Origin of the sequence: Pseudomonas sp. WS 5079 (assembly GCF_012985465.1) — a bacterium.
In the GTDB taxonomy this organism is placed as follows: Bacteria; Pseudomonadota; Gammaproteobacteria; order Pseudomonadales; family Pseudomonadaceae; genus Aquipseudomonas.
The window spans coordinates 60941-84357 of the sequence record NZ_JAAQWN010000005.1 but is presented as its reverse complement, the minus strand read 5'-3'; the positions used below and the strand labels follow the sequence as shown (position 1 = coordinate 84357).

General features: G+C 63.0%; 25 protein-coding genes. 12 read left to right on the top strand and 13 right to left on the bottom strand.

Annotated elements, in window-relative coordinates; all coding sequences use genetic code 11:
• The first annotated feature begins 115 nt into the window (after window positions 1-115).
• The 5 genes from HBO05_RS14825 to HBO05_RS14805 are packed head-to-tail and all read left to right on the top strand — an operon-like array spanning window position 116 to window position 6823.
• Window positions 116-1210 (top strand): efflux RND transporter periplasmic adaptor subunit, encoded by a 1095-nt coding sequence (locus HBO05_RS14825; RefSeq protein ID WP_172313093.1) that lies wholly within the window; start codon window positions 116-118, stop codon window positions 1208-1210.
• Window positions 1207-4308 (top strand): MexW/MexI family multidrug efflux RND transporter permease subunit, encoded by a 3102-nt coding sequence (locus tag HBO05_RS14820; RefSeq protein ID WP_172313090.1) that lies wholly within the window; start codon window positions 1207-1209, stop codon window positions 4306-4308. Before HBO05_RS14825 ends, HBO05_RS14820 begins: the two co-directional genes overlap by 4 nt.
• Entirely contained in the window at window positions 4305-5762 is a 1458-nt protein-coding gene (locus HBO05_RS14815) for a TolC family protein (protein ID WP_172313087.1), read from the top strand. The genes HBO05_RS14820 and HBO05_RS14815 overlap by 4 nt, the downstream gene beginning before the upstream one ends.
• Window positions 5759-6469: a tRNA (adenine(22)-N(1))-methyltransferase TrmK gene (locus tag HBO05_RS14810; protein WP_170057786.1), complete on the top strand. Its 711-nt coding sequence runs from the start codon at window positions 5759-5761 to the stop codon at window positions 6467-6469. The genes HBO05_RS14815 and HBO05_RS14810 overlap by 4 nt, the downstream gene beginning before the upstream one ends.
• 57 nt (window positions 6470-6526) lie before the next feature.
• The gene (locus tag HBO05_RS14805) at window positions 6527-6823 is read left to right on the top strand and encodes a DUF3144 domain-containing protein (protein ID WP_170043428.1); all 297 of its coding nucleotides are present in this window, start codon (window positions 6527-6529) and stop codon (window positions 6821-6823) included.
• A 40-nt stretch (window positions 6824-6863) separates the two neighbouring features.
• Here HBO05_RS14805 and HBO05_RS14800 read toward each other — a convergent pair whose 3' ends face one another.
• The 6 genes from HBO05_RS14800 to HBO05_RS14775 all read right to left on the bottom strand — a co-directional run bounded on the left by HBO05_RS14800 (window position 6864) and on the right by HBO05_RS14775 (window position 10375).
• The gene (locus HBO05_RS14800) at window positions 6864-7484 is read right to left on the bottom strand and encodes a LysE family translocator (protein ID WP_170057788.1); all 621 of its coding nucleotides are present in this window, start codon (window positions 7482-7484) and stop codon (window positions 6864-6866) included.
• A gap of 37 nt (window positions 7485-7521) precedes the next feature.
• Window positions 7522-8052: an AAA family ATPase gene (locus tag HBO05_RS14795; protein ID WP_172313084.1), complete on the bottom strand. Its 531-nt coding sequence runs from the start codon at window positions 8050-8052 to the stop codon at window positions 7522-7524.
• A gap of 65 nt (window positions 8053-8117) precedes the next feature.
• Window positions 8118-8744, bottom strand: coding sequence for a glutathione S-transferase (locus HBO05_RS14790; protein ID WP_172313081.1), 627 nt, complete (start codon window positions 8742-8744; stop codon window positions 8118-8120).
• 69 nt (window positions 8745-8813) lie between these two features.
• Window positions 8814-8981 (bottom strand): DUF2986 domain-containing protein, encoded by a 168-nt coding sequence (locus tag HBO05_RS14785; protein WP_170057791.1) that lies wholly within the window; start codon window positions 8979-8981, stop codon window positions 8814-8816.
• A gap of 141 nt (window positions 8982-9122) precedes the next feature.
• Window positions 9123-9809, bottom strand: a complete 687-nt coding sequence (locus HBO05_RS14780; protein ID WP_169953404.1) for an MOSC domain-containing protein — start codon at window positions 9807-9809, stop codon at window positions 9123-9125.
• A complete protein-coding gene (locus tag HBO05_RS14775) occupies window positions 9806-10375 on the bottom strand; it encodes a MarR family winged helix-turn-helix transcriptional regulator (protein ID WP_170043433.1) in 570 nt (189 codons plus the stop codon). Before HBO05_RS14775 ends, HBO05_RS14780 begins: the two co-directional genes overlap by 4 nt.
• A 115-nt stretch (window positions 10376-10490) precedes the next feature.
• On the opposite strand from HBO05_RS14775, the gene HBO05_RS14770 reads away from it, so the two are divergent.
• From HBO05_RS14770 to HBO05_RS14760, 3 genes are read left to right on the top strand one after another with little or no spacing between them, the layout of a single operon-like run.
• Window positions 10491-10721: a thioredoxin family protein gene (locus tag HBO05_RS14770; RefSeq protein ID WP_169953408.1), complete on the top strand. Its 231-nt coding sequence runs from the start codon at window positions 10491-10493 to the stop codon at window positions 10719-10721.
• Between the two features lie 16 nt (window positions 10722-10737).
• Entirely contained in the window at window positions 10738-11007 is a 270-nt protein-coding gene (locus HBO05_RS14765) for a Rho-binding antiterminator (RefSeq protein WP_172313078.1), read from the top strand.
• A gap of 14 nt (window positions 11008-11021) precedes the next feature.
• Window positions 11022-11237 carry a cytoplasmic protein gene (locus tag HBO05_RS14760; protein WP_346266496.1) on the top strand — a complete coding sequence of 72 codons (216 nt, stop codon included), beginning with the start codon at window positions 11022-11024 and terminating at the stop codon, window positions 11235-11237.
• Window positions 11238-11249: 12 nt separating this feature from the next.
• On the opposite strand, the gene HBO05_RS14755 is transcribed toward HBO05_RS14760, so the two are convergent.
• Window positions 11250-12296 carry an FAD-binding oxidoreductase gene (locus HBO05_RS14755; RefSeq protein WP_172313075.1) on the bottom strand — a complete coding sequence of 349 codons (1047 nt, stop codon included), beginning with the start codon at window positions 12294-12296 and terminating at the stop codon, window positions 11250-11252.
• 216 nt (window positions 12297-12512) lie between these two features.
• Between HBO05_RS14755 and HBO05_RS14750 the strand changes: the two genes are divergently transcribed.
• Together HBO05_RS14750 and HBO05_RS14745 are read left to right on the top strand one after the other, a co-directional pair.
• Entirely contained in the window at window positions 12513-12746 is a 234-nt protein-coding gene (locus HBO05_RS14750; protein ID WP_172313072.1) for a hypothetical protein, read from the top strand.
• Between the two features lie 115 nt (window positions 12747-12861).
• Window positions 12862-13302 (top strand): TspO/MBR family protein, encoded by a 441-nt coding sequence (locus HBO05_RS14745; protein WP_172313070.1) that lies wholly within the window; start codon window positions 12862-12864, stop codon window positions 13300-13302.
• A 37-nt stretch (window positions 13303-13339) separates the two neighbouring features.
• Here the strand turns inward: HBO05_RS14745 and HBO05_RS14740 are convergent, their stop codons facing one another.
• Both HBO05_RS14740 and HBO05_RS14735 read right to left on the bottom strand, forming a co-directional pair.
• Window positions 13340-14203, bottom strand: a complete 864-nt coding sequence (locus HBO05_RS14740; RefSeq protein ID WP_172313068.1) for a sensor domain-containing diguanylate cyclase — start codon at window positions 14201-14203, stop codon at window positions 13340-13342.
• Between the two features lie 82 nt (window positions 14204-14285).
• Window positions 14286-15677, bottom strand: a complete 1392-nt coding sequence (locus HBO05_RS14735; RefSeq protein ID WP_172313065.1) for an aldehyde dehydrogenase family protein — start codon at window positions 15675-15677, stop codon at window positions 14286-14288.
• A 104-nt stretch (window positions 15678-15781) separates the two neighbouring features.
• Between HBO05_RS14735 and HBO05_RS14730 the strand changes: the two genes are divergently transcribed.
• Window positions 15782-16663, top strand: coding sequence for a LysR family transcriptional regulator (locus tag HBO05_RS14730; protein ID WP_172313062.1), 882 nt, complete (start codon window positions 15782-15784; stop codon window positions 16661-16663).
• Here HBO05_RS14730 and HBO05_RS14725 read toward each other — a convergent pair.
• Together HBO05_RS14725 and HBO05_RS14720 are read right to left on the bottom strand one after the other, a co-directional pair.
• Window positions 16660-16869: a hypothetical protein gene (locus HBO05_RS14725; RefSeq protein ID WP_057438594.1), complete on the bottom strand. Its 210-nt coding sequence runs from the start codon at window positions 16867-16869 to the stop codon at window positions 16660-16662. The two genes, HBO05_RS14730 and HBO05_RS14725, sit on opposite strands and share 4 nt — an antisense overlap.
• A 115-nt stretch (window positions 16870-16984) precedes the next feature.
• Window positions 16985-18181, bottom strand: coding sequence for an amino acid aminotransferase (locus tag HBO05_RS14720; protein ID WP_170057798.1), 1197 nt, complete (start codon window positions 18179-18181; stop codon window positions 16985-16987).
• 343 nt (window positions 18182-18524) lie between these two features.
• On the opposite strand from HBO05_RS14720, the gene uvrB reads away from it, so the two are divergent.
• On the top strand, window positions 18525-20540 hold the full coding sequence (uvrB, locus tag HBO05_RS14715) for an excinuclease ABC subunit UvrB (protein ID WP_169953429.1): 2016 nt from the start codon (window positions 18525-18527) through the stop codon (window positions 20538-20540).
• 120 nt (window positions 20541-20660) lie between these two features.
• Here uvrB and HBO05_RS14710 read toward each other — a convergent pair whose 3' ends face one another.
• Window positions 20661-22211, bottom strand: coding sequence for an MDR family MFS transporter (locus tag HBO05_RS14710; RefSeq protein ID WP_172313059.1), 1551 nt, complete (start codon window positions 22209-22211; stop codon window positions 20661-20663).
• On the bottom strand, window positions 22201-23247 hold the full coding sequence (locus HBO05_RS14705) for an HlyD family secretion protein (protein ID WP_169953433.1): 1047 nt from the start codon (window positions 23245-23247) through the stop codon (window positions 22201-22203). The genes HBO05_RS14710 and HBO05_RS14705 overlap by 11 nt, the downstream gene beginning before the upstream one ends.
• Window positions 23248-23417 lie beyond the last annotated feature (170 nt).

Below are 23417 nucleotides of genomic sequence, written 5' to 3'. Positions count from 1 at the left end.
GTTGCCCTCAAGTTAAGTTGAGGTTTTATAGTCCTGCCCGATCTTTGCTGCAACCGCTTTGCGCCTGTGTGGGGTGGAGCGGCAGCGAACACACCACAAATCAGCGGAGCAGGGCATGGGCAGAAGGATGCTAGTGGGCGGGGGCGTGGCAGCGGTAGCGGTGCTGGCCCTGGTTATCACGTTATGGGGCAATCAACCCTCAACCCAGGCAGCAGCGGCGTGGCCGGTAGCCAAGGTGGCGCTGGCCAAGGTGCGCCAGGGCGAGGCGCCTCGCCAGGCCTTTGCCGCCGGGGAACTGGAGGCGGCCAATCAGGTGCAGGTGGCGGCGGAAACCCCAGGGCGGATCACGCGGATCGCGTTCGAGTCCGGGCAAGCGGTCAAGGCCGGGCAGTTGCTGGTGCAGCTCAATGACGCCCCCGAGCAGGCCGACCGCTTGCGCCTGCACGCGCAACTGCGCAATGCCCAGACCCTGTTCCAGCGCATTCAAAAGCTTGAGGCCGTGAATGTCGCGACCCAGGAGCAACTGGACAACGCCACCGCCGCCCTGGACATGGCCAAGGGCGAGCTGCAACAGGTCGACGCGCGGATTGCGCAAAAAGCCATCCGCGCGCCGTTCGCCGGGCAGTTGGGCATCCGCCGTGTGCATCAAGGCCACTACCTGCAGACCGGCGAAGCCATCGCCAGCCTGGTGGATGCCCAGCGCCTGCACGTGAATTTCGCCCTGAGTGAACAGTCGGCCCCAGGCTTGAGCATCGGCCAGACCGCCGAACTCACGGTGGATGCCTTGCCCGGCCAGCATTTTTCGGCGCAGATCAACGCCATTGACCCGCTGATCGGCCAGTCGCGCTCGGTGCGGGTGCAAGCGACCCTGGCCAACCCCGGCGGGCCGTTGCAGGCCGGCATGTATGCCAGCGTGCGCCTGTCGGCGGTGCAGTCGCCCAGGGTGCTGGTGGTGCCGGAAACGGCCATCACCTATACCGCCTACGGGCAGACCGTGTTTGTCGCCAATGCCGATCCGGCCGGCACCTTGAGTGTGCGTCGCAGCCAGGTGACCACCGGGGAGCGTTGGCAGGGCCTGGTGGAAGTCACCTCGGGCCTGGCGCTGGACGACCAGGTGGTGGTCTCCGGGCAGCTCAAGCTCAGCGACGGCATGCCCGTCGAAGCGGTCGAGCAAAACACCCTGGACGTTGAAGGGAAACCCGCCTCATGAACTTCACCGACAGTTTTGTGCGGCGCCCGGTGCTGGCGCTGGTGGTCAGTAGCCTGATCGTCCTCGCCGGCCTGTTTGCCCTCGGCCAGTTGCCGGTACGCCAGTACCCGCTGCTGGAAAGCTCGACCATCACCGTCAGCACCGAGTACCCCGGGGCCTCGGCCGAATTGATGCAAGGCTTCGTCACCCAGCCGATCACCCAGGCCGTGTCGTCGGTAGAGGGCATCGACTACCTGGCGTCGTCGTCGGTCCAGGGGCGCAGCGTGATCACCCTGCGCATGACCCTCAACCGCGATTCGACCCAGGCGCTGGCCGAGACCATGGCCAAGGTCAATCAGGTGCGTTACCGCTTGCCCGACGATGCCTACGACCCGGTGGTCGAGCTGTCGGCCGGCGACTCCACCGCCGTCGCCTACGTGGGGTTTGCCAGTGACACGCTGTCGATTCCCGAGCTCAGCGACTACCTGTCGCGGGTGGTCGAACCGCAGCTGTCCGGGATCGACGGGGTAGCCAAGGTGCAGACCTTCGGCGGGCAGAACCTGGCGATGCGTCTGTGGCTGGACAGTGATCGCATGGCCGGGCGCGGAGTGACCGCCGCCGACGTGGCGCAAGCGGTGCGCCGCAATAACTACCAGGCCACGCCGGGGCAGATCCGTGGCCAGTTCGTGCTGGCCGACATTCATATCGACACCGACCTGACCAGCGTCGAGGCCTTCCGTGACCTGGTGATTCGCAACGATGGCACGGCCCTGGTACGCCTGCGCGATGTCGGCACCGTGGAGCTGGGCGCTGCGGCAACCCAGACCAGCGCCACCATGAATGGCCGCCCGGCGGTGCACCTGGGGTTATTCCCCACGCCTTCGGGCAACCCCTTGGTGATCGTTGATGGGATCCGCAAACTGCTGCCGCAAATCCAGCAGACCCTGCCACCGGGGGTCAATGTGGCCCTGGCCTACGAGACCGCACGGTTTATCGAGGCGTCCATCGAGGAGGTGCTGCATACCTTGCTCGAGGCCATGCTGATCGTGGTGCTGGTGATCTGGTTGTGCCTGGGCTCGCTGCGCAGCGTGGCGATTCCGGTGCTGGCGATACCGCTGTCGATGCTCGGCGCAGCAGCCTTGATGCTGCTCTTCGGCTTCAGTCTCAACCTGCTGACCCTGCTGGCGATGGTATTGGCCATCGGCCTGGTGGTGGACGACGCGATTGTGGTGGTGGAAAACGTCCACCGGCATATCGAAGAAGGCCTGACGCCGGTGGCCGCCGCGTTGGTCGGCGCCCGGGAAATCGCCGGGCCGGTGATTGCCATGACTCTGACGCTGGCGGCGGTGTATGCGCCCATCGGCCTGATCGGCGGGCTGACCGGCACGCTGTTCCGCGAATTTGCCCTGACTCTGGCGGGGGCGGTGATTGTCTCGGGCGTGGTCGCCTTGACCCTGTCGCCGGTGATGAGCTCGCTGCTGCTCAAGCCCGGGCAGCAAGAAGGGCGCATGGCCAAGTTGGCCGAGCGGGTGTTTGGCGCACTGGCCGCGACCTATGGCCGGGTGTTGGGCTACTCCCTGGCGCGACGCTGGATCAGCGGCGGCGTTGCCGTGCTGGTGTGCCTGAGCCTGCCGTGGTTGTACACGCTACCGCAGCGCGAACTGGCGCCGCCCGAGGACCAGGCGGCGATATTGACCGCCATCAAGTCACCGCAGTACGCCAACCTCGACTACGCGGAACGCTTTGCGAGCAAGCTCAATCGGGTCATGGAAAGCCTGCCGGAAACCACCGACACCTGGATCATCAATGGTACCGACGGGCCGGCGGCCAGTTTCGGTGGGATCAACCTCAGCGCCTGGCAGGCCCGCGAGCGCTCGGCCGAGCAGGTCCAGGCCCAGTTGCAGCAGGCCGTGGGCGAGGTCGAGGGCAGCAGCATCTTTGCCTTCCAGGTGGCGGCGCTACCCGGCTCCAGCGGCGGCCTGCCGGTGCAGATGGTGCTGCGCAGCGCCCAGGACTACCCGGTGCTGTACCAGACCATGGAAACCCTCAAGCAGCGTGCCCGTGACAGCGGCCTGTTTGCCGTGGTCGACAGCGACCTGGACTACAACAACCCGGTGGTCAAAGTCACGGTCGATCGGGCCAAGGCCGCGAGCCTGGGCATTGGCATGCGCGACATCGGCGATTCGCTGGCGGTGCTGGTGGGCGAGCAGTACATCAACCGCTTCGCTTTGTATGGACGCTCTTATGATGTGATTGCGCAAAGCACCGAGGAGCAGCGCCTGACTCCGCAGGCCCTGGCCCGCCAGTATGTGCGCACCGAAGGCGGGCAGTTGATCCCGCTGTCGGCGCTGGTGCACCTGGATATCACGGTGGCGCCGAACCGCTTGCTGCAGTTCGATCAGCAGAACGCCAGCACCTTGCAAGCCATTCCGGCGCCGGGCGTTTCCCAGGGGCAGGCGGTGGCCCTGCTGGAGCAATTGGCCGGCGAACTGCCGCCGGGGTTCAGCCACGACTGGCAGTCCGAGTCGCGCCAATACGTGCAGGAGGGCAGTGCGCTGGTGCTGGCGTTTCTCGCCGCCCTGGTGGTGATTTATCTGGTGCTCGCGGCGCAGTACGAGAGCCTGGTCGATCCGTTGATCATTCTGGTCACCGTGCCCTTGTCCATTTGCGGCGCGTTGATTCCGCTGGCGCTGGGTTGGGCCACGTTGAATATCTACACGCAGATCGGGCTCGTGACCTTGATCGGCCTGATCAGCAAACACGGGATCCTGATGGTGGAGTTCGCCAATGAGCTCCAGGTGCGCGAGAACCTCGACCGCGCCAGCGCGATCATCCGGGCCGCGCAGATCCGTCTGCGGCCAGTGCTGATGACCACGGCGGCGATGACCTTCGGCGTGCTGCCGCTGCTGTTCGCCAACGGTGCCGGGGCCAATAGCCGCTTTGGCCTGGGCGTGGTGATCGTCTGCGGCATGCTGGTTGGCACGTTGTTTACGCTGTTTGTCCTTCCCACTATTTATGCCTGGCTGGCCCGTGATCACCGGGTGCGGGGCCTGCGCCAGCAACAATTGGCCGATGCCGAGCAGTACCTGGCGCCCGGGCATGTCGAGGTACGCCCATGAAGACGTTTATCCATTACCCGCTGTTGCTTGGCGCGTTGGCCGGCCTGGGCGGGTGTTCGGTGGGGCCACACTACCGCGTGCCCGAGATCGCGCCGATTCAGCTGGCCAGCCCGCAGGCCCAGGAATTCGCCGGGCCCAAGGTGCAGCCGGTGGCCGCGTGGTGGACTTTTTTCGACGACGCCCAACTGGCGCGCCTGATCGATAGCGCCGTGGCCCACAACCACGATGTGCGCCAGGCGCGCGCAAACCTGCTGCTGGCTCGCGCGTATGTCGATGAGCAAGCGTTGCAGCGCCTGCCCACGGTCACCAGTACGGCGGCGTACCAGCGCAGCCTGGAGCAGCAGGCGGTGACGGGCGCGCGGCCGAGTCGCAGCTTGTCCGAGTCCTGGCGTGCTGGCCTGGACCTGCAATGGGAGCTGGATCTGTTTGGCCGTCTCGATCACTTGAACCGTGCCGCGCAATCCCGTGCCCAAGCCTCCCAAGCCGACCTTGAGCAGGTGCAATTGAGTATTGCCGCGCAAGTGGCCCATGCCTATTACGCGGCGCAGGGCCAGCGCGAACAACTACGGTTGGCACAGGATGCGGTGCGCAGTTGGCAAGAGACGGTGGCCCTGACCGAGGCACAAAGCCAGGCCGGCAGTGGCTTGCCTGAAGAGTTGGAGAGCGCCCGCGGCAATGCGCTGCGCGCCCAGGCGGCGATTGCGCCGCTGCAAAGCCAGCTGCAACGCAGCCTGTACCGCTTGCAGGTGTTGGCGGGGCAGCGGCCGGGTAGTTTCAACGTCGAACTCGACGCCCTGGCGCCGGGGCCTGTAGCGCGGCAATTACCGTTGGGAGATGTCGACCAGTTGATTCGCAATCGACCGGACGTGGTGCAGGCCGAGCGGCTGCTGGCGGCGCGTGTCGAGGATGTGGGCGCGGCGACTGCCGACCTGTACCCGCGCTTGAACCTGGGTGGGTTTGTCGGTTTTTTCGCCTTGCGCGACGGTGACCTGGGCAGTGCATCCCGGGCATTCGAGCTGACCCCAGGCCTGACCTGGCCGGCACTCAACCTGGGCACCGTGCGTGCGCGCCTGCGGGGCGCCCAGGCGCTATCGCAGCGCGAGACCGCGCACTTTGAACAGGTGCTGCTGGTGGCCGTGGAAGAAGTGGAGGGTGCCATCACCCAACTGGCCGAGCATCAGCGACACCTGCTCAACCTGGTGCAATCGGCACGGCATGCCGAAGCTGCACTGGACATCGCCCAGCGACGTTATGGCGCGGGTTCCGGCAGTTACCTGTCGGTGCAGCAAAGCCTGCGCGACCTGCTCAACCTGCGCCAGGCCATTGCCCAGGCGCAGGCTGCGTCCTATGGCAATGCGGTGGACCTGTACAAGGCGCTGGCCTGGCGGGCGCCGAGGCTTTACCCTGCGGCCCTCAGCGAGGCCAACGGTGCCTTGAAAAGGAACAGCAGTTGAACCACAACACATTGTCCAAGCGCCTGGAGCGCGTGGCGGCGCAGGTACCAGCCGGGGCGCGCCTGGCCGACATCGGCTCGGATCACGCCTACCTGCCGGTAGCGTTGATGAACCGCGGCGCGATTGTCGCGGCAGTGGCCGGCGAGGTGGCGTTGACGCCATTTCGCGCGGCCCAGCGCACCGTGTGCGACAACGGCCACGAACTGCACATCCACGTGCGCCTGGCCGATGGCCTGGCGGCTATCGAACCGGCCGACCTGCTCGATGCGGTGAGTATCTGCGGCATGGGCGGCGAGACCATCCGCGACATCCTCGAGCGCGGCAAGGCGCATCTCAGCGGCCGGGAACGCCTGATCCTGCAACCCAACGGCGGCGAACAACCGTTGCGTGTGTGGCTGATGGACAACGGCTACCGCATCCTTTGCGAGGAGTTGCTGCGGGAAAACCGCTTCGACTACGAAATCATCGTCGCCGAGCGCAGCGGGCCGGTGAGCTACAGCGCCGAGCAACTGTACTTCGGCCCCTTGCAGATGCAGGCGCGCAGCCCGGCCTTCCTGGCCAAGTGGCAGCGCCTGCTGCGCTACAAACAACGCACCCTGGGCCAACTCGCCGAGGCGCGACAGGCGCTGCCCGAACAGAAAGTGCAGGAACTGGCGCAAGAGGTGCGCTGGATTACCCAGTTGCTGGAGGCGACGCACCCGGTCTAGGGTCTTGCCTGCCGCAAATGTTTCAATGACTCATTTATCCAACCCAGGTGTTCCACCATGCCAGACGCTACCGACCAAGCCTTCTACGACCGCGCCGACGCGCACATCGAGCTGTCGAACGAGCAACTCAAAACCCTCGAGAACCTGGGCCAGGTCAGCGCCTCGATGATGTTCGGCACCACCCGTTTCAACGCCTGGGCGAGTGCGCGCAACTTCAAGTCCGGCGCCGAGATGGCCGAGGCGCGAGAAGCGATGCTCAAGTACTTCTGTGAGCAGTACCGGATGATGCTCGAAGACAATCTGGATGATCACATCAACAACTTCAGCCAGTACATGACGGCCCCGAAGCCGTAGTGATCCCCAGCGCCCAGCTGGATCTTTGTCCAAGCCCTGATTAGCGTTTGCTCAATGCCAGGCGGGCCGCGAACAGCACAAAGAGCAGGCCGGTGCTGCGGTCCATCCAGGTGATCACCTTGCCCCGGCGCAGCACTGCGGCCAGTGGCTGGGTAGCGCCGATCAGGGTCAAGGACCATGCCAGGCCGAGCACCACATGGATGCTCACCAGGCCGAATGTCCAGGCGATCAACGAATGGCCCTGGGGAATGAACTGCGGCAGGAACGACACATAGAAAATCCCGATCTTGGGGTTGAGCACATTGCCCAGCATGCCTTTCAAGAACCAGCGGGTGCCGGGTGTGGCATGGGCGTCGCCGACCGTCAGGGAAGTACGTGGGCGCAGCAGCATATTCAGCCCCAGCCAGGCCAGGTAAGCGGCGCCGCAGTACTTCAACAGGTTGAACGCCAGCTCCGATACTGCGATCAACGCCCCCAAGCCAAAGGCCACCGCCGCACCCCATAAGAAACAGCCCGCATTGATCCCCAGCGCTGCGCGCAATGCTTGCTGCTTGCCCTCCACCGTGGCGGTACGCAACACCAGCGCGGTGTCGAGCCCGGGAGTGAGGGTCAGTAGGGTGGCGGCGAGGGTAAAGGCGAGCAGATTATCGGCGATGGACATGGGGCGGGTGCCTGCACAGTGGGCCTGGGGCACGTTATCACACGCCGATGGCAAGGCCAGGCAAGCGGTCGAGAAAATCTGCCACCTGCCGGTTACCGCGCAAATGCACTGTCGGAACATCCGGCCCCACTGCCAGGCGCATCGCTTCGATACCCGGCCGATAGCCGCGATCAAAATTCCATACAAAGTCCAGAAACGTCAGGAACTCCCGGTCGAGCTTGTCGGTACACCCCACGGGCCGATCCGCGCGAGGGCGTTTCATGGCGCTGCGTATCAGTACCCGGGTGAAACAGGTGAGTCGCGGTGTATCCAGCCAGATGATCAGGTCGGCACGGGGCAGGCGCAGGTCGAAGGTGCGTCGGGCGTAGTTGCCTTCACACACCCAGGTGTCCGACGCGACGGCTTCGCGTACCCGTGTGCGGAATTGTTCGGCGTCGGTCTCGACCCAGTTGGGTTCCCAGAACAGGGTGTTCAGGTGCACGACGGGCAGGCCGAGGCGCTGGCCAAGGGCGCGGGCGAGGGTGGATTTTCCGCTGCCGGCGTTGCCCAGAATTACAATCCGTTGCATGGGGACGTCCCGAAAAAAGCCGGCAATTATGCCGGCTCTGGAAGAGGAGTCAAACGCCCGGTGATTTACTGGGCAAACGCGTATTCCCCACCCTTCTCCAGCGCCTTGCGATAGGCCGGCCGGTCCTGGAACCGCTGGACCCACGCGGCCAGGTTCGGGTACGCCGGCAACTTGCCCTGGGCCTTGGCGATTTCGCCGATAAAGCTCATCTGGATATCCGCGCCGCTCAGTTCCTCGCCCAGCAGGTATGGCGACTGCGCCAGGGCGTCGTTCAGGTAACCCAGGTAGTTGGCCAGTTCCGACTCGATCCGCGGGTGCAACGGCGCGCCGGCTTCACCCAGGCGGCCGACGTACAGGTTGAGCATCAGCGGCAGCATGGCCGAGCCTTCGGCAAAGTGCAGCCATTGCACGTAGCTGTCGTAGGCGGCCGTGGCGGAGTCTGGTTGCAGGCGGCCCTGGCCATGGCGGCGGATCAGGTAGTCGACAATGGCGCCAGACTCGATCACCACGCGGGTGCCGTCTTCAAGCACCGGCGATTTGCCCAATGCGTTGATCACCTTGAGCTCTGGTGGGGCGAGGTTGGTCTTTGGGTCGCGCTGGTAGAGCTTGAGCGCGTAGGGCAGGCCGAGTTCTTCGAGCAGCCAGAGAATGCGCTGCGAGCGTGAGTTGTTGAGGTGGTGAACAATCATCATGGGAAGCTCCGCCGGGCGAGAGTGGGGTGTCTGTAAGCAGACTGCTGCGCCGGCGTAGAGTGCCCTGAATCAGCTGGGCGTGTCAGAGGAAATCGGCGCGTCCTGAGCGGGCTCGGTCTCCAGTTTCAGGCGATCGGCCTTGCTGATGTACTTCTCTTTGCTTTTGGGGGCCAGTTTGGCACTGGCCTTTTTGGCGTTGGCTTTTAATATCTGATTGAGTTTCTTACGACGGTTCATGCTTTCTACTCAGCGCGTTAATGCCTGGATGATATCAGCTCAACCCCCAGTAGGCGCCGGCTTTGCGGCGAAAAACCTGGGCATCTGCCGGGTTGTTCGCACAATCTGGCGGGGTAGCAGCACTCGCTCCCGCGCCGCGCTTCAACCCAACAGGCGGGGCCCCCAGTCTTCGGTCATGCCTTTTTCCAGGCGCCGCTCCAGCGTGCGCCGCCATGACGGGACCAACGGCAGCGCCAGGCATTCGCGCAACAGTTCGCTCTCCATTCGCTTGTCGAACAGCACAGCGGACAAGCGTGCCAATGACCAGTCGGCAAATTGCCGCTCGACCAGTTGCAGGCTGTCGCCGGCGCTCACCACACCTTCCTCCAGCACCCGGTAGTACCATCCGGTGCGGCCCGACTGCTGCACGCGCAGGGCCAGTTCGGCCACGGCGAAGCGGTCGCTGAGTTTCCAGCACGGCATACGCCCCTGGGACACTTCAAGCAACGCTGTCCCGGCCCGGATGCGATCGCCCAGGCAGACGTCATGCTCGCTCCAGCCGGTGGTGCTGAAGTTCTCGCCAAAGGCTCCCGGCTGGGCGAGCAATGGATGGGCCCCCAACTCCTCGGCCCAGCGGGCGTAATGCTCGAGCGGGTAGTGGTGGATGGCTTTTTCTACTCCGCCATGGATGCGCAGGTCGCCCTGTTCGTCGCCACTGAGGCCCAGGGTGGCGACCTTCAGGGGGCCGGGTCGCGGCTGTTTGTCGATGGCGCTGCGGGAGCCGGGCCGGGTGAAAGGCTGCGCACGCCCGGTGAGCAGGGTGTCGAGGCGAATCGTGGTCAGGCTCATGCAGGCACCTGCGGGGGTTGATGTTCACGACAGATCAGCGCGGCATCGCTCGGCGCCAGGGGTTCCTGGGTCAGGCCGCAGAACGGCAGATCGTCGACGTGCTGATGGAAGCGGCAGGTGCGGCACAGGCCAAAGCTGGGCACGTCCGCGCTGCGCTGCACTTCGCGCAGCAACTCGCCAAGCAGTGTCTGCAGTTGCCCGCCGCGCGCGCCCATGCGTGCCTCACCGGCGGCGAGGAAGTCCGGCGGCAACAATGCGTCCAGCAGGCCGCGCGCCGTGTCCGTCAACTGCAGATGCACGCTGCGCTTGTCGTGCACATCCTGGGTTTTGACGATCAGCCCCTTGGCCTCCAGCGCCTTGAGTGACTGCGACACTGTGCCTTTGGTCAGGCCCAAATAGTCAGTCACGCCCAACGGCGTATTGGAGTAGCGGTTGCAGCGCGAAAGGTACATCAGCGCGCTCAACTGGATGGGTTGCAAATCGGCCAGCAACGGGTGCTGGCGGAACCAGATGCGGCTGAGGCTGGCAAGCCGTTCAAGCAGATCGAAAAGGGTTGTGTCGGACATGAGTCACTCCTGTCGACATATAGTATCGATTAAATACTATATTGACAAATAGCGACGCGGGGGTAATTCTTGGTTAGGTATCGAATCGATACCAACTCAATGAAGGAGACGCAAAATGTCTAACGCACGCTTCTACCACGCTGGTTGCTCCGTCTGTATTTCCGCTGAGCAGACCTTGCTCAACCTGCTGGACCCGGCACTCAAGGTCGAGGTCGTCCACCTTGGCCAACAACCCCAGCGCATTGGCGAAGCCGAACTGGCCGGGGTCAAGTCAGTCCCTGCGTTTGTTCACGACGGCCAGGTGTTGCACCTGAATTTCGGTGCGTCCATCGATGACCTGAAATAAGGCGCTGGAAATCATCATGAACGCGTATCAGCCCCTGAACTGCGATGTGCACGACTACCTGGAGATCGCCTGCATGCACCGTTACCGCCTGCAGGTAGAACTGATCGACGGGCGCAGCTTCGTCGCCAGGGCGCTGACTACGCGAATTGCGGCGAGCAAGGAAGAGTTTTTGCTGCTGGCCCGCGACAGTGGCCAGTGCGAGGTGCGTCTTGACCAATTGCTGGCCATTTCCCCGCTTGGCCTTAATGTCAGTTTTGGCCGTATTGAACTTGTGAGAACAGAATGAATAGATACCGACTCATGATTAGTAGCAACGACAGGCTGCTGGGGCATTTCGAATCCGCCACCCCGTGGGCGCACGACGCCGCGCAGGAAATCGCGCGGTGCCTGGCGGCTGCAGGGTACGGCCTTGAACTGCTGGTCGCCGATAGCGAGCGCCGGCTGCTTGAAAGCGGTCCGGATGGGGTGCGAGTGCTGCACAGCGAACCGATTTTCAAGAGCGCGACCTTGCCCTAGGCAAGCCGGCGCCTACCCGCGGAAAAATCGACCCGGACGACATCCCCCAAGCGCCTCTGCTGGCTTGTCTTCAAGCATCTCTTCACTGGCAAGCCGACCCACGACCGCAGCCAGTGCGACCCCAGGGTGCATGGTGCAAACGTACACACCTGCCACCTGGGGCAGATAGCCAATGATCGGGATGCCATCGGCAGCAATTGGCCTGAGCCCGACACAGGCCAACTCCGGCTCAAGGCACACCAGCCCATTGAGCTCATGGTCGATCGCCTTGGCTGTGCGTAGTGCTATCGCGTCTGCCCGGTTTTCCTCGGCGTCGCCCAGGTAATCCTCGGCTGCCAGCAATGCGCCATCCGCGTTTTGCCGCACTTCCATGTGCGGGTTGGAAATGAGGGTGTGCACAAGCTTGGGTTGTGGCTTGTAGCGGATGAAGATGGACGGCGATGCGGTTATCGGCAGGGATACGTGCAACATGTCTGTCAGCCTGGCGGTGCCTGTCCCGGCTGACAGTACAACGATATCGGCGTGGATGATGCCCCGTGAGGTTTCGACGCCGGTCACCTGTTGGCCCTCGGTGACAAACCCCAGCACTGGCGTCTGAGTGAGCAGCTTCGCGCCATGCGCCTGGGCGCCGGCGACCAGCGCATGGGTTGCCGCCACTGCGTCGAGGGCACCTTCTTCGGCTACGTACGTTGCATAGTCAGGGGGCTGCTTGAGGTTGGGCTCAAGCTCAAGAATCTGCGCGCGTGATACCCGGTTTGTCGAGGCCGGTGGCGAGCCATCGTAAGACAAGGCGCCCGTCCATTGGATCTGCAAGCCGGGCAGCTGGGTTTGGAGGCGGTGGTATTCCTGGATTGCGGCGCCGCGTAATTGGGCAATGGGGTCGGGCCCCGGATGGGTGGCGTGGAGCCAGGCGAATGACGTGGCGGTGACGCCTGACGCAATCTCATGCGCCTCGACCAGGCTGACCTGCGCGCCCTTTTGCGCCAGGTGATAGGCCAAGGATGCGCCGACGATACCGGCGCCAATCACCACGACTCGTTTGCCCTGCGGGTTTTCCATTTAGACCTGCGCTCCATTGCCTTGGCGATGCCACGAAAGGTGAAAGATCCTACAGCATCGGCGCCTGATCGTTTATACAACCCTTTTCCTCCGTCCCGGTCTACCATGCCTGCCCGGCAGTGGTTCCACGCGCTATCGGCCCCAAGCCATCAAGGTATCGCATATGACCTCGTTTACCCGCAGCACCCCATCCCCAACCTTCTGCGAGGTGGCGCAATGAGCATCGACCAGATCAGCCTGCCCAAGGGCGTTGGCCCGCACGCTACCAAATTGCTGGAAGCGATCACTGGCGCCAGCACCGTCGAAGACCTGAACCGCGCTGGCGGCAAGGCCGAAGGCTTTGTGTTGGGGCTGGAGGCCAGCAAGGCCATCAAGAGCCAGATCGCCGAGTCGCTGTATGTGGCTTATGACGACGCCGCGAGTAATCGCGCCGGCGAGTTGAAGGGCTAGCCAGTACGGTTGCGGTTCAGATTGTCGTACCGGGAAATACTGAACTTTTCAGGGCCCCCGGGGCGTCCAATCCTGGGACACTTCCCAGATTGCTGACTTGAGCCAAGGACCGCCAATGACCTTCTTTATCTTCCTGCTCGCCTGCGCCGCCGCTGCCAGCACCGGCATCATGTTCAAGCCCGGTGCCTGGTATGAGTCCCTGGTCAAACCCCGCTTCACCCCGCCCAACTGGCTGTTCCCGGTGGCCTGGACGCTGATTTACCTGCTGCTCGCCTGGGCCGGTTACCGCCTGAGCCTGATCCCCGGCAGTCAAACGGTGCTGGCCTTGTGGGCGGCGCAGATTGCGTTGAATACCCTGTGGACGCCGGTGTTTTTCGGCGCACATCGGATTTTCGCCGCGATGGTGGTTATCACCCTGCTTTGGCTCACTGTGGCGGCCATGGTGGTGCTGGCGGTGCGCCTGGACCTGATAACCGGGTTGATCCTGTTCCCTTACCTGGCGTGGCTGTGTGTTGCCGCGGCGTTGAATTTTTCGATCCTGCGCAGTAACCGTTGATGGCCAGCGTGGATAATCGCCAGGGCAGGGGCGACTTTCACCCCGCCGCGCGGTGCAGTTTTTTCACCCGGTACATATCGCCATCGGCATGGCTGAGCAGGGTGTCGGCATCTTCCCCGTCATCCGGGTAACGCGCCACGCCGATACTGCACGACGGCATTTTCACCGGGCCAAACTCAGGGCCAAGGGGGGCGGCCATGATGGCGAGGATCTGCTGCACCTTCTCGGCCACGGCGTTTTCGCAATGAAGGTCGGTCAACAGCACGGTGAACTCATCGCCACCCATTCGCGCCACCGTGTCGGTCTCGCGCGCACAGGCTTCCAGGCGCCTGGCGATGGTGCACAGCACGCGGTCGCCGGCGACATGCCCATGCACATCGTTGATGCCTTTGAAGTCATTGATATCCAGGAACAGCAGCGCCAGCGTGCTCTTCTGCCGGCGTGCGTTGCGCAGGGCCGAATCGAGGCGATCATTGAACAGCGAGCGGTTGGTCAGGGTGGTCAGCGGGTCGTGATGGGCGAGGAAGCGCAGTTCTTCCTCGGCCTGGGTGAGGGCGGTGATGTCCCGCGCCACGCCGATCCGCGCGCCGACATCCTCGGACCAGAACGCCGCCCACAGGATATGGACGAGGCTGCCATCCTTGCGGATATAGCGGTTGCGGAAATCCACGTGGGGCTGGCCGTTCATCACCCGAATAATCGAGGCCCGGGTGGCTGCCAGGTCTTCGGGGTGCATGTAGTCGGTGATCAGGCTGCCGGTCAGCTCGTCGGCACGGTAGCCGAGCAGTGCCTCGCAGGCGTCGCTGACAAATGCAATCTGGTTGTCCCTGTCGACCACGAAAACCGTATCCAGCATCAGATGGATCAGTTTGGGATAGAGCGCTTGCAGGTCAACGGGCATGGGTCAGTGCAGTCCGGTTCAAATAACGGCCTGATCATATCCTGAACCCGCAAGCTGGCAATGAGGAATCTTGATGATCGGCCTACCGCCGATCTACCCATACCGTCTGCGCATTGCAGAATTCGCGCACGCCGAAATGTGACAATTCGCGGCCAAACCCACTCTTTTTCACCCCGCCAAACGCCACCCGAGGATCGGACACGCTGTAGGCGTTGATAAAGATGCCGCCGGTTTCCAACTGGTTGGCGATCTCGCGTGCCTTGGCCGGGTCGCGGGTAAAGACGCTGGCGGTGAGGCCGAACTCGCTGTCGTTGGCCAGGGCCACGGCGTGGTCGGCGTCGCGGGCGGTGATGATCGAGGCGACGGGGCCGAACAGTTCCTGCTTGAACGAGGTCATCTGGTCGGTGACATCGGCCAGGACGGTGGGGGCGTAATAGTTGCCTGGCCCCTCGATGGGGTGGCCGCCCAGCAGCAGGCTGGCTCCTTCGGCCAGGGTCGCCTGGACTTGTGCGTGCAGTTCGTCGCGCAGGTCGAAGCGGGCCATGGGGCCGATATAGGTGTCGTTCGATGTCGGGTCGCCCGTCACCAGTTGCCGGCTGGCTTCAAGGAATTTGGCGGTGAAGGCCTCGACTACGCCTTGCTCGATGATCAGGCGCTTGGCGGCGGCGCAGACCTGGCCGGAATTCTGGAAGCGGCCGGTCACCGCGGCTTGCACGGCGGCATCGAGGTCGGCGTCGTTGAGCACGATGAAGGGGTCGGAGCCCCCCAGTTCCAGCACACATTTTTTCAACGCAGCGCCGGCCTGGGAGCCGATGGCGATACCCGCGCGCACGCTGCCGGTCAGGGTCACGGCGGCGATGCGCGGGTCGGCGATGGCCTGGGACACACCGTGCGCGGTGACGTTGATCACTTCAAACAAGCCTTCGGCGAAACCGGCTGTGTGGAAGGCCCGTTGCATCAGGTAGGCGCTGCCCATCACGTTGGGCGCGTGCTTGAGCACGTAGGTGTTGCCGCTGAGCATGGTCGGCACGGCACCGCGCAGTACCTGCCAGACCGGGAAGTTCCACGGCATTACGGCGAGGATCGGGCCCAGCGGGCGATATTCAATCCGGGCGCTGCCGTTGTCGACCAGGGTCGGCTCCGGCGCGAGCATGGCCGGCCCGTGGGCGGCGTACCACTCGGCCAGCAAGGCGCATTTCTCGATTTCACCACGGGCCTGGGCGATGGGCTTGCCCATTTCCAGGGTGATCATTTGCGCCATTTCTTCAGCTTGTTCGCGCAGGGCGCCGGCCAGGGCCAGGAGCAATTCGGCGCGCTGTGCCACAGGTGTATGGCGACCCTTGCGAAAGGCGGTGCTGGCGCGGGTGAGGGCGGCGTCCAGTTGTGCGGCGGATTCGTACGGGTAGCTGCCGACGGTTTCGCCATTGGCGGGGTTGATCGACAAGGCATGGGTCTGGTGAGAAATAGCGGTCATGGCACCGTCCTGCGCAGTGTTGGAGAAGATGCCCAGCGTACGGGGCTGTATCTTTTCCGGGAACTGAATAATATTAAGCAATACGTTCACGATTGGAGAATGACTTGGATCTGGTGCAACTGGAGATTTTCAAGGCCGTGGCCGAGCAAGGCAGCATCAGCGCTGCCGCACAATTGATTCATCGGGTGCCGTCGAACCTGACCACGCGTATCAAGCAACTGGAGCAGGACCTGGGTGTGGAGTTGTTTATCCGTGAGAAAAGTCGCCTGCGCCTGTCGCCTGCCGGCTGGAATTTCCTCGGCTATGCGCGGCGCATCCTCGACCTGGTGCAAGAGGCTCGCGCCACCGTGGCGGGTGAGGAACCCCAGGGGCCATTTGCCCTGGGGTCGCTGGAAAGTACCGCCGCCGTGCGCATCCCGGCGTTGCTTGCGGCCTACAACCAGAAACACGTCAAGGTCGAGCTGGACCTGACCACCGGGCCCTCGGGGACGATGATCGAAGGCGTGCTATCGGGCCGACTGGCGGCGGCATTTGTCGACGGCCCGGTGTTGCACCCCACCTTGGAAGGCGTGGCGGTGTTTGAAGAGGAAATGGTGGTGATTGCGCCGTTGCATCACGGGCCGATCACCCGTGGGCAGGATGTGAACGGGGCGAGCATCTATACCTTTCGCTCCAACTGCTCGTACCGGCATCACTTTGAGCGTTGGTTTTCCCAGGATGGCGCGGTGCCGGGGAAGATTTTCGAGATGGAGTCGTACCACGGCATGCTCGCCTGCGTCAGCGCCGGCGCCGGTTTGGCGCTGATGCCACGCAGTATGCTGGAGAGTATGCCGGGGTTTACCACGGTCAGCGTGTGGCCGTTGGCGGACGAGTTCCGCCTGCTCAACACCTGGCTGATCTGGCGTCGGGGCACGGTGTCGCAGAGTCTGGACAGCTTTGTGCAACTGCTGGAGGAACGCATTCCCCTGCAGGAGCCGGCAAGCTAGCCACCAAATTGCAGGGTGCCCATCGCCAGTTTCGCCATCAGCGCCGTGGCGCCCAGCTGTACCAGCCACAGGGCCAGGCCGCCGAGGAAGACGCCCAGGGCGACTTGCAGGACCAGGCTTTTTTGCCGCTTGGCTGGGGGCGTGCGCGGGGTGAAGTGGTCCAGTTCGTCGCGGTCGGCACGCAGGTCCAGGTCGTCGTTTCTCATAGGCGGCTCATATCAATGGTGAAGGAACACGGCCTCTGTAGGAGCCGGCTCCTACAGAGTCTCGCACAAAAAAGGGGAAGCCATTGGCTTCCCCCTTCGTACCTCGCACTCAGGCTTACAGCACCTGCACAATCGCCTTGGTCACGGCAGCGATGTTCGCCTGGTTCAACGCCGCCACGCAGATGCGGCCGGTGTCGAGGGCGTAGATGCCGAACTCGCTACGCAGGCGGGTGACTTGCTCTACGGTCAGGCCGGAGTAGGAGAACATCCCGCGCTGGCGACCGACGAAGCTGAAGTCGTGGCCCGGCGCTGCCTTGGCCAGCTCGCTGACCATCTGCTCGCGCATGCCGCGGATGCGCAGGCGCATTTCGGCCAGTTCCGCTTCCCACTGGGCGCGCAGCTCTGGGTTGTTGAGCACCGCCGCCACAATCGCCGCGCCGTGGGTCGGCGGGTTGGAGTAGTTGGTGCGGATCACGCGCTTGACCTGGGACAGGATGCGCGCGCTTTCTTCTTTCGACTCGCTGACGATCGACAGTGCGCCCACGCGCTCGCCGTACAGCGAGAACGATTTGGAGAACGAGCTGGACACAAAGAAGGTCAGGCCCGACTCGGCGAACAGGCGCACGGCGGCGGCATCTTCGTCGATACCGTCGCCAAAGCCCTGGTAGGCCATGTCGAGGAACGGCACCAGGTTCTTGGCCTTGACCACTTCCAGCACGTCTTTCCAGTCGGCCGGGCTCAGGTCGACGCCGGTCGGGTTGTGGCAGCAGGCGTGCAGTACGACGATGGACTGGGCGGGCAGGGCGTTGAGGTCTTCCAGCAGGCCGGCGCGGTTCACGTCGTGGGTGGCGGCATCGTAGTAACGATAGGTCTGCACCGGGAAGCCGGCTTTTTCAAACAGCGCCTGGTGGTTTTCCCAGCTCGGGTCGCTGATGGCAACCACGGCATTGGGCAGCAGCTGCTTGAGGAAATCGGCACCGATTTTCAGCGCGCCGGTGCCGCCAACGGCCTGGGCGGTGATCACGCGGCCAGCGCTCAGCAATGGCGACTCGGCGCCAAACAGCAGCTTCTGTACGGCCAGGTCGTAGGCGGCAATGCCATCGATCGGCAGGTAGCCACGAGCGGCGTGTTGCGCCACGCGAATGGCTTCCGCTTCGGCAACGGCACGCAGGAGTGGAATCTTCCCCTCCTCGTTGCAGTAAACGCCTACGCCAAGGTTGACCTTGGTAGTACGGGTATCGGCGTTGAATGCTTCGTTGAGGCCCAGGATAGGATCGCGTGGTGCCATTTCGACAGCGGAGAACAGGCTCATTTTTGCGGCAGCTCTATGGGGGAATGGAGGGACGTGTCGCGCTCCAGCCGAATGCACTAGAGCGGTGCACAAACGGGGAGCTAGTATAGAGGCCAACACCGCTCGCGGCGACAGCCGAAACGGCTTTTCGGCCAAGTTTTTCGGTTTATTTATCGACCGTTAGTCTTATTGCAACATTGATGGCCACAGGCATGTAGGGCGAGTGCCTTGAAACCCGTCACATTCGCCTCCACTTCTACAGCTATCATGGTTTTTTCCTACGGTCTGCTCTGAAACTTCGCGGGCTGTGGTCTTTTTCGTCCCCGACGGGTTTACAGTCTGGGGTGACTTCAAGAGGTACGTTATGTCGGATTTCCAACTAGTCACCCGCTTTGAACCTGCTGGCGACCAGCCCGAGGCCATCCGCCTGATGGTCGAAGGCATCGAGGCCGGCCTGGCTCACCAGACGTTGCTCGGGGTGACCGGTTCGGGCAAGACCTTCAGCATCGCCAACGTGATCGCGCAGATCAACCGCCCGACCCTGGTGCTGGCGCCAAACAAGACCCTGGCCGCGCAGTTGTATGGGGAGTTCAAGGCGTTCTTCCCGAACAACGCGGTGGAGTACTTCGTTTCCTACTACGACTACTACCAGCCCGAAGCCTATGTGCCGTCCTCCGATACCTTTATCGAGAAGGATGCGTCGATCAACGACCATATCGAGCAGATGCGGCTGTCGGCGACCAAGGCGCTGCTGGAACGCAAGGACGCGATCATCGTCACCACCGTTTCTTGCATCTACGGCCTGGGCAGCCCGGAAACTTATCTGAAGATGGTGCTGCACGTCGATCGCGGCGACAAACTCGACCAGCGCGCCTTGCTGCGACGCCTGGCGGATTTGCAGTACACCCGCAACGACATGGACTTTGCCCGCGCGACCTTCCGCGTGCGTGGGGATGTGATCGACATTTACCCGGCAGAGTCGGACCTGGAAGCGATCCGGATCGAGCTGTTCGACGATGAGGTCGAGAGCCTGTCGGCCTTCGACCCGTTGACCGGCGAAGTGATCCGCAAACTGCCGCGCTTTACCTTCTATCCAAAAAGCCACTATGTGACGCCACGTGAAACCCTTTTGGATGCCATGGAGGGGATCAAGGCCGAGCTGGCCGAGCGCCTCGAATACCTGCGCGCCAATAACAAGCTGGTGGAAGCCCAGCGCCTGGAGCAGCGCACGCGTTTTGACCTGGAGATGATTCTCGAGCTGGGCTACTGCAACGGCATCGAAAACTACTCGCGCTACCTGTCGGGCCGTGAGTCCGGTGCGCCGCCGCCGACCCTCTACGACTACTTGCCGGCGGATGCGTTGCTGGTGATCGACGAATCCCACGTCAGCGTGCCGCAAGTCGGCGCCATGTATAAAGGCGACCGCTCGCGCAAGGAAACCCTGGTGGAATACGGCTTCCGCCTGCCTTCGGCGCTGGATAACCGGCCGATGCGCTTTGACGAATGGGAAAGCATCAGCCCGCAGACCATCTTTGTGTCCGCCACGCCGGGCAACTACGAGGCCGAGCATGCTGGCCGGGTGATCGAGCAACTGGTGCGCCCCACCGGCCTGGTCGACCCGCAAATCGAGATCCGCCCGGCCCTGACCCAGGTCGATGACCTGCTGTCGGAAATCACCAAGCGCGTGGCCCTGGAAGAGCGGGTGCTGGTCACCACGCTGACTAAGCGCATGTCCGAAGACCTTACCGATTACCTGGCCGACCACGGCGTGCGCGTGCGTTACCTGCACTCGGACATCGACACCGTGGAGCGCGTGGAAATCATCCGCGACCTGCGCCTGGGCACCTTTGATGTGCTGGTGGGCATCAACCTGCTGCGTGAAGGCCTGGACATGCCCGAGGTGTCGCTGGTGGCAATCCTGGACGCGGACAAGGAAGGTTTCCTGCGCTCCGAGCGCTCGCTGATCCAGACCATTGGCCGTGCCGCGCGTAACCTCAACGGCCGCGCGATCCTGTACGCCGACCGCATCACCGGCTCCATGGAGCGGGCCATCGGCGAGACCGAGCGCCGCCGCGACAAGCAGATTGCGTTCAACCTGGCCAATGGCATCACCCCCAAGGGCGTGTTCAAGGACGTCGCCGACATTATGGAAGGCGCCACCGTACCGGGTTCGCGCAGCAAGAAGCGCAAAGGCATGGCCAAGGCTGCCGAGGAAAGCGCCAAGTACGAAAACGAACTGCGCTCGCCGAGTGAAATCACCAAGCGTATCCGCCAGTTGGAAGAGAAGATGTACCAGTTGGCGCGGGACCTGGAGTTTGAAGCGGCAGCGCAGATGCGCGATGAGATTGGCAAGTTGCGCGAGCGGTTGCTGGCGGTCTGAATTTGCGTTGACTGCTTGGGCTTCATCGCAGGCAAGCCAGCTGCCACATTTGATCGAGTTCCACCTTTGGAATGCAGTCGAATGTGGGAGCGAGCTTGCTCGCGATAGGGGCAACTCGGTCTAGTGGGCTTCCCCAGCCTTGAGTCCCGTCGGCAACGCCTTGGTCAAAAAGATCGCCAGCATGCTCACCGCCAACGCTAACCCCACAAAGTGAAATGCATCGTTGTAGGCCATGATCTGCGCCTGTTGATGCGCAATCTCACTGAGCTTGCCCAGCGCTGCCGTCTCATTGCCAAACTTCTGGGTCAGCATCGCCATGCGCTCGGCCACCTGCGGGTTGGTCGGCACAATGGCTTCGCGTAGGTAGTCAAAGTAGGTCTTGGTCCGCGCATCCAGTAACGTCGCCAGCAGCGCAATACCGATGGCACCGCCCAGGTTTCGCAGGATATTGAACAGGCTCGACGCCGAGCCTGCGTCTTGGGGCAGGATGTACGCGGTGGCGATCAACGAAATGGTGACCATGATCAGCGGCTGGCCGAGGGCACGGATGATCTGGATCTGGTTGAACTGGCTGCCGGCAAAGTCCGGGTTGAGCACGCCCGAGGAAAAACTCGCAAAGCCAAACAGGCCAAATCCCACCGCGCAAAGCCACTTCGGCGACACGTATTTCATCAGTTTCGGCACCAGCGGGATCAGGAACAACTGCGGCACCCCCATCCACATGATCACTTCGCCGATTTGCAGGGCGTTGTAGTTCTGGATCTGCGCCAGGTACAGCGGCAGCAGGTAGATCGAGCCATACAGCCCCACGCCCATGCCCAGGCTGGAAATGCTTGAAAGCCCAAAGTTGCGGTTGGCGAGGATGCCCAGGTTGATCAGCGGGTTGGGCTTGGACAACTGCACGATGACGAAGGTGATCAGGCTCAACAGGGCAATGCTGCCCAGGCTGACGATCAGGCTCGATTCCAGCCAGTCCTTGCGATGCCCCTCTTCAAGAAATACCTGCAAACAGCCCAGGCCCACGGCCAGGGTCAGGATGCCCATGTAGTCGGTGCTTTTGAGCAATTCCCAGTGCGCGGCCTTTTTCTCCAGGCCATACAGCAGGCCGGCGATCATCAGCAGCCCTGGCGGTACGTTGATATAGAAGATGTATTCCCAGCCCCAGTTTTCCGTGAGCCAGCCGCCAATGGTCGGGCCGATGGAGGGGGCAAAGGTGGCCGTCATGGCGAACATCGCCATGCCCTTGGCGCGATGGTGTTCGGGCAGTTTGATCAGGGTCAGGGTGAAGGCCAGCGGGATCAGCGCACCGCCGGTAAAGCCTTGCAGGGCGCGGAACACGATCATGCTTTCCAGGCTCCAGGCCATGGAACACATCAGCGAAGCGATGAGGAACCCCACCGACACCCACACCGCCAGGCGCCGTGCCGACAGCAACTGCACTAGCCAGGCGGTGAGGGGGATCATGATGATTTCGGCTACAAGGTAGGAGGTGGAAATCCACGAGCCTTCTTCCAGGGTGGCCGACAGCGCGCCCTGGATGTCCTTGAGCGAGGAGTTGGTGATCTGGATGTCGAGCACCGCCATGAAGGCGCCGAGCATGACGCTCATTACCGCGATCCAGTCGCGCCGGGTCGGTTCGCCGACCGGGCGCAGCAGTTGATCACCGGCCATGGTCAGGGTCTTGGATCTTCACTTTGACGGTCACCGACATGCCAGGGCGGATCTTGCCGTGCAGTGGGTTGTCGGCGGCAAAGGTGAGTTTTACCGGGATTCGTTGTACGACTTTGGTGAAGTTGCCGGTGGCATTGTCTGGCGGCAGCAGGCTGAACTGCGCGCCGGAGGCGGCGAACAGGCTGTCGACCCGCGCCTCGATGGGGGTATCGCCGTAGGCATCGAAGGTCAACTCGGCCGTCTGCCCAGGGGCCATATGGCCGATCTGGGTTTCCTTGAAGTTGGCCTGGATCCAGATGTCCTGGTCGGGAACGATGGACAGCAGGTACGCGCCGGCCTGCACATACTGGCCGTTGCGCGCGGCGCGCTGGCCAACCAGGCCGCTGATGGGCGCGTGGATTTCGCTGCGGGTCAGGTTCAGTTCGGCCTGGGCGATGTCGGCGCGGGCATTGGCGATCTGCGCGTCGAGGCGCTTGATCTCGGCGTTCAGGGCGCTGACTTGCTGGCGCTGGCCTTGGGAGTCAGCCTGGGCCTTGGCGACCTGGGAGCGGGCGATATGGTTGTCGGCAGACAGGGTGGTGACGCGTTCTTCCGAGACATAGCCGGGCTTGCGCAGGGTTTGCGCGCGGGACAAGTCGATCTGCGCGCGGCCCAGGGTCGCCTGGCTGGACGCCACCTGGGCATCGGCGGCCGCGATCAGGCTGGCTTGTTGGGTTAGCTTGCTCGTGGCCTGCAAGCGCTCGGCTTCGCGGGTGGCGAGGGCGGCGTTGGCGCGGTCGATGGCCAGCAGGAAGTCGTCCTGCTCCAGGATGACCAGCAACTGGCCTTTTTCTACGTGCTGGTTATCGCCCACTTTCACCTCGGCGATGCGCGCGCCAAGCTGGCTGGAGACCCGGGTGATCTCGCCCTGCACGTAGGCGTTATCGGTACTTTCATAAAAACGTCCCTTGAAGAACCAATGGGCAAAGAAGCCCGCGGCGACCAGGGCGACGATAAACAGGAAGATAAACAGGCGGCGTTTGAGTTGGGCAGGCATGGCGGCGCAGTGTCAGTTACAAAAGGTAATGGAATATAGCCAGCTAACGATTTGGCAAATAGCCATGTCGAGGTTCCAGCCCCAACCTTGGCTTATATGCCCTTTGTTGATCGGCCTACGCTGGAGCCAGGGGGCTTGGGGCTGTTACCATTCGCCCCTTGTTTTATTTT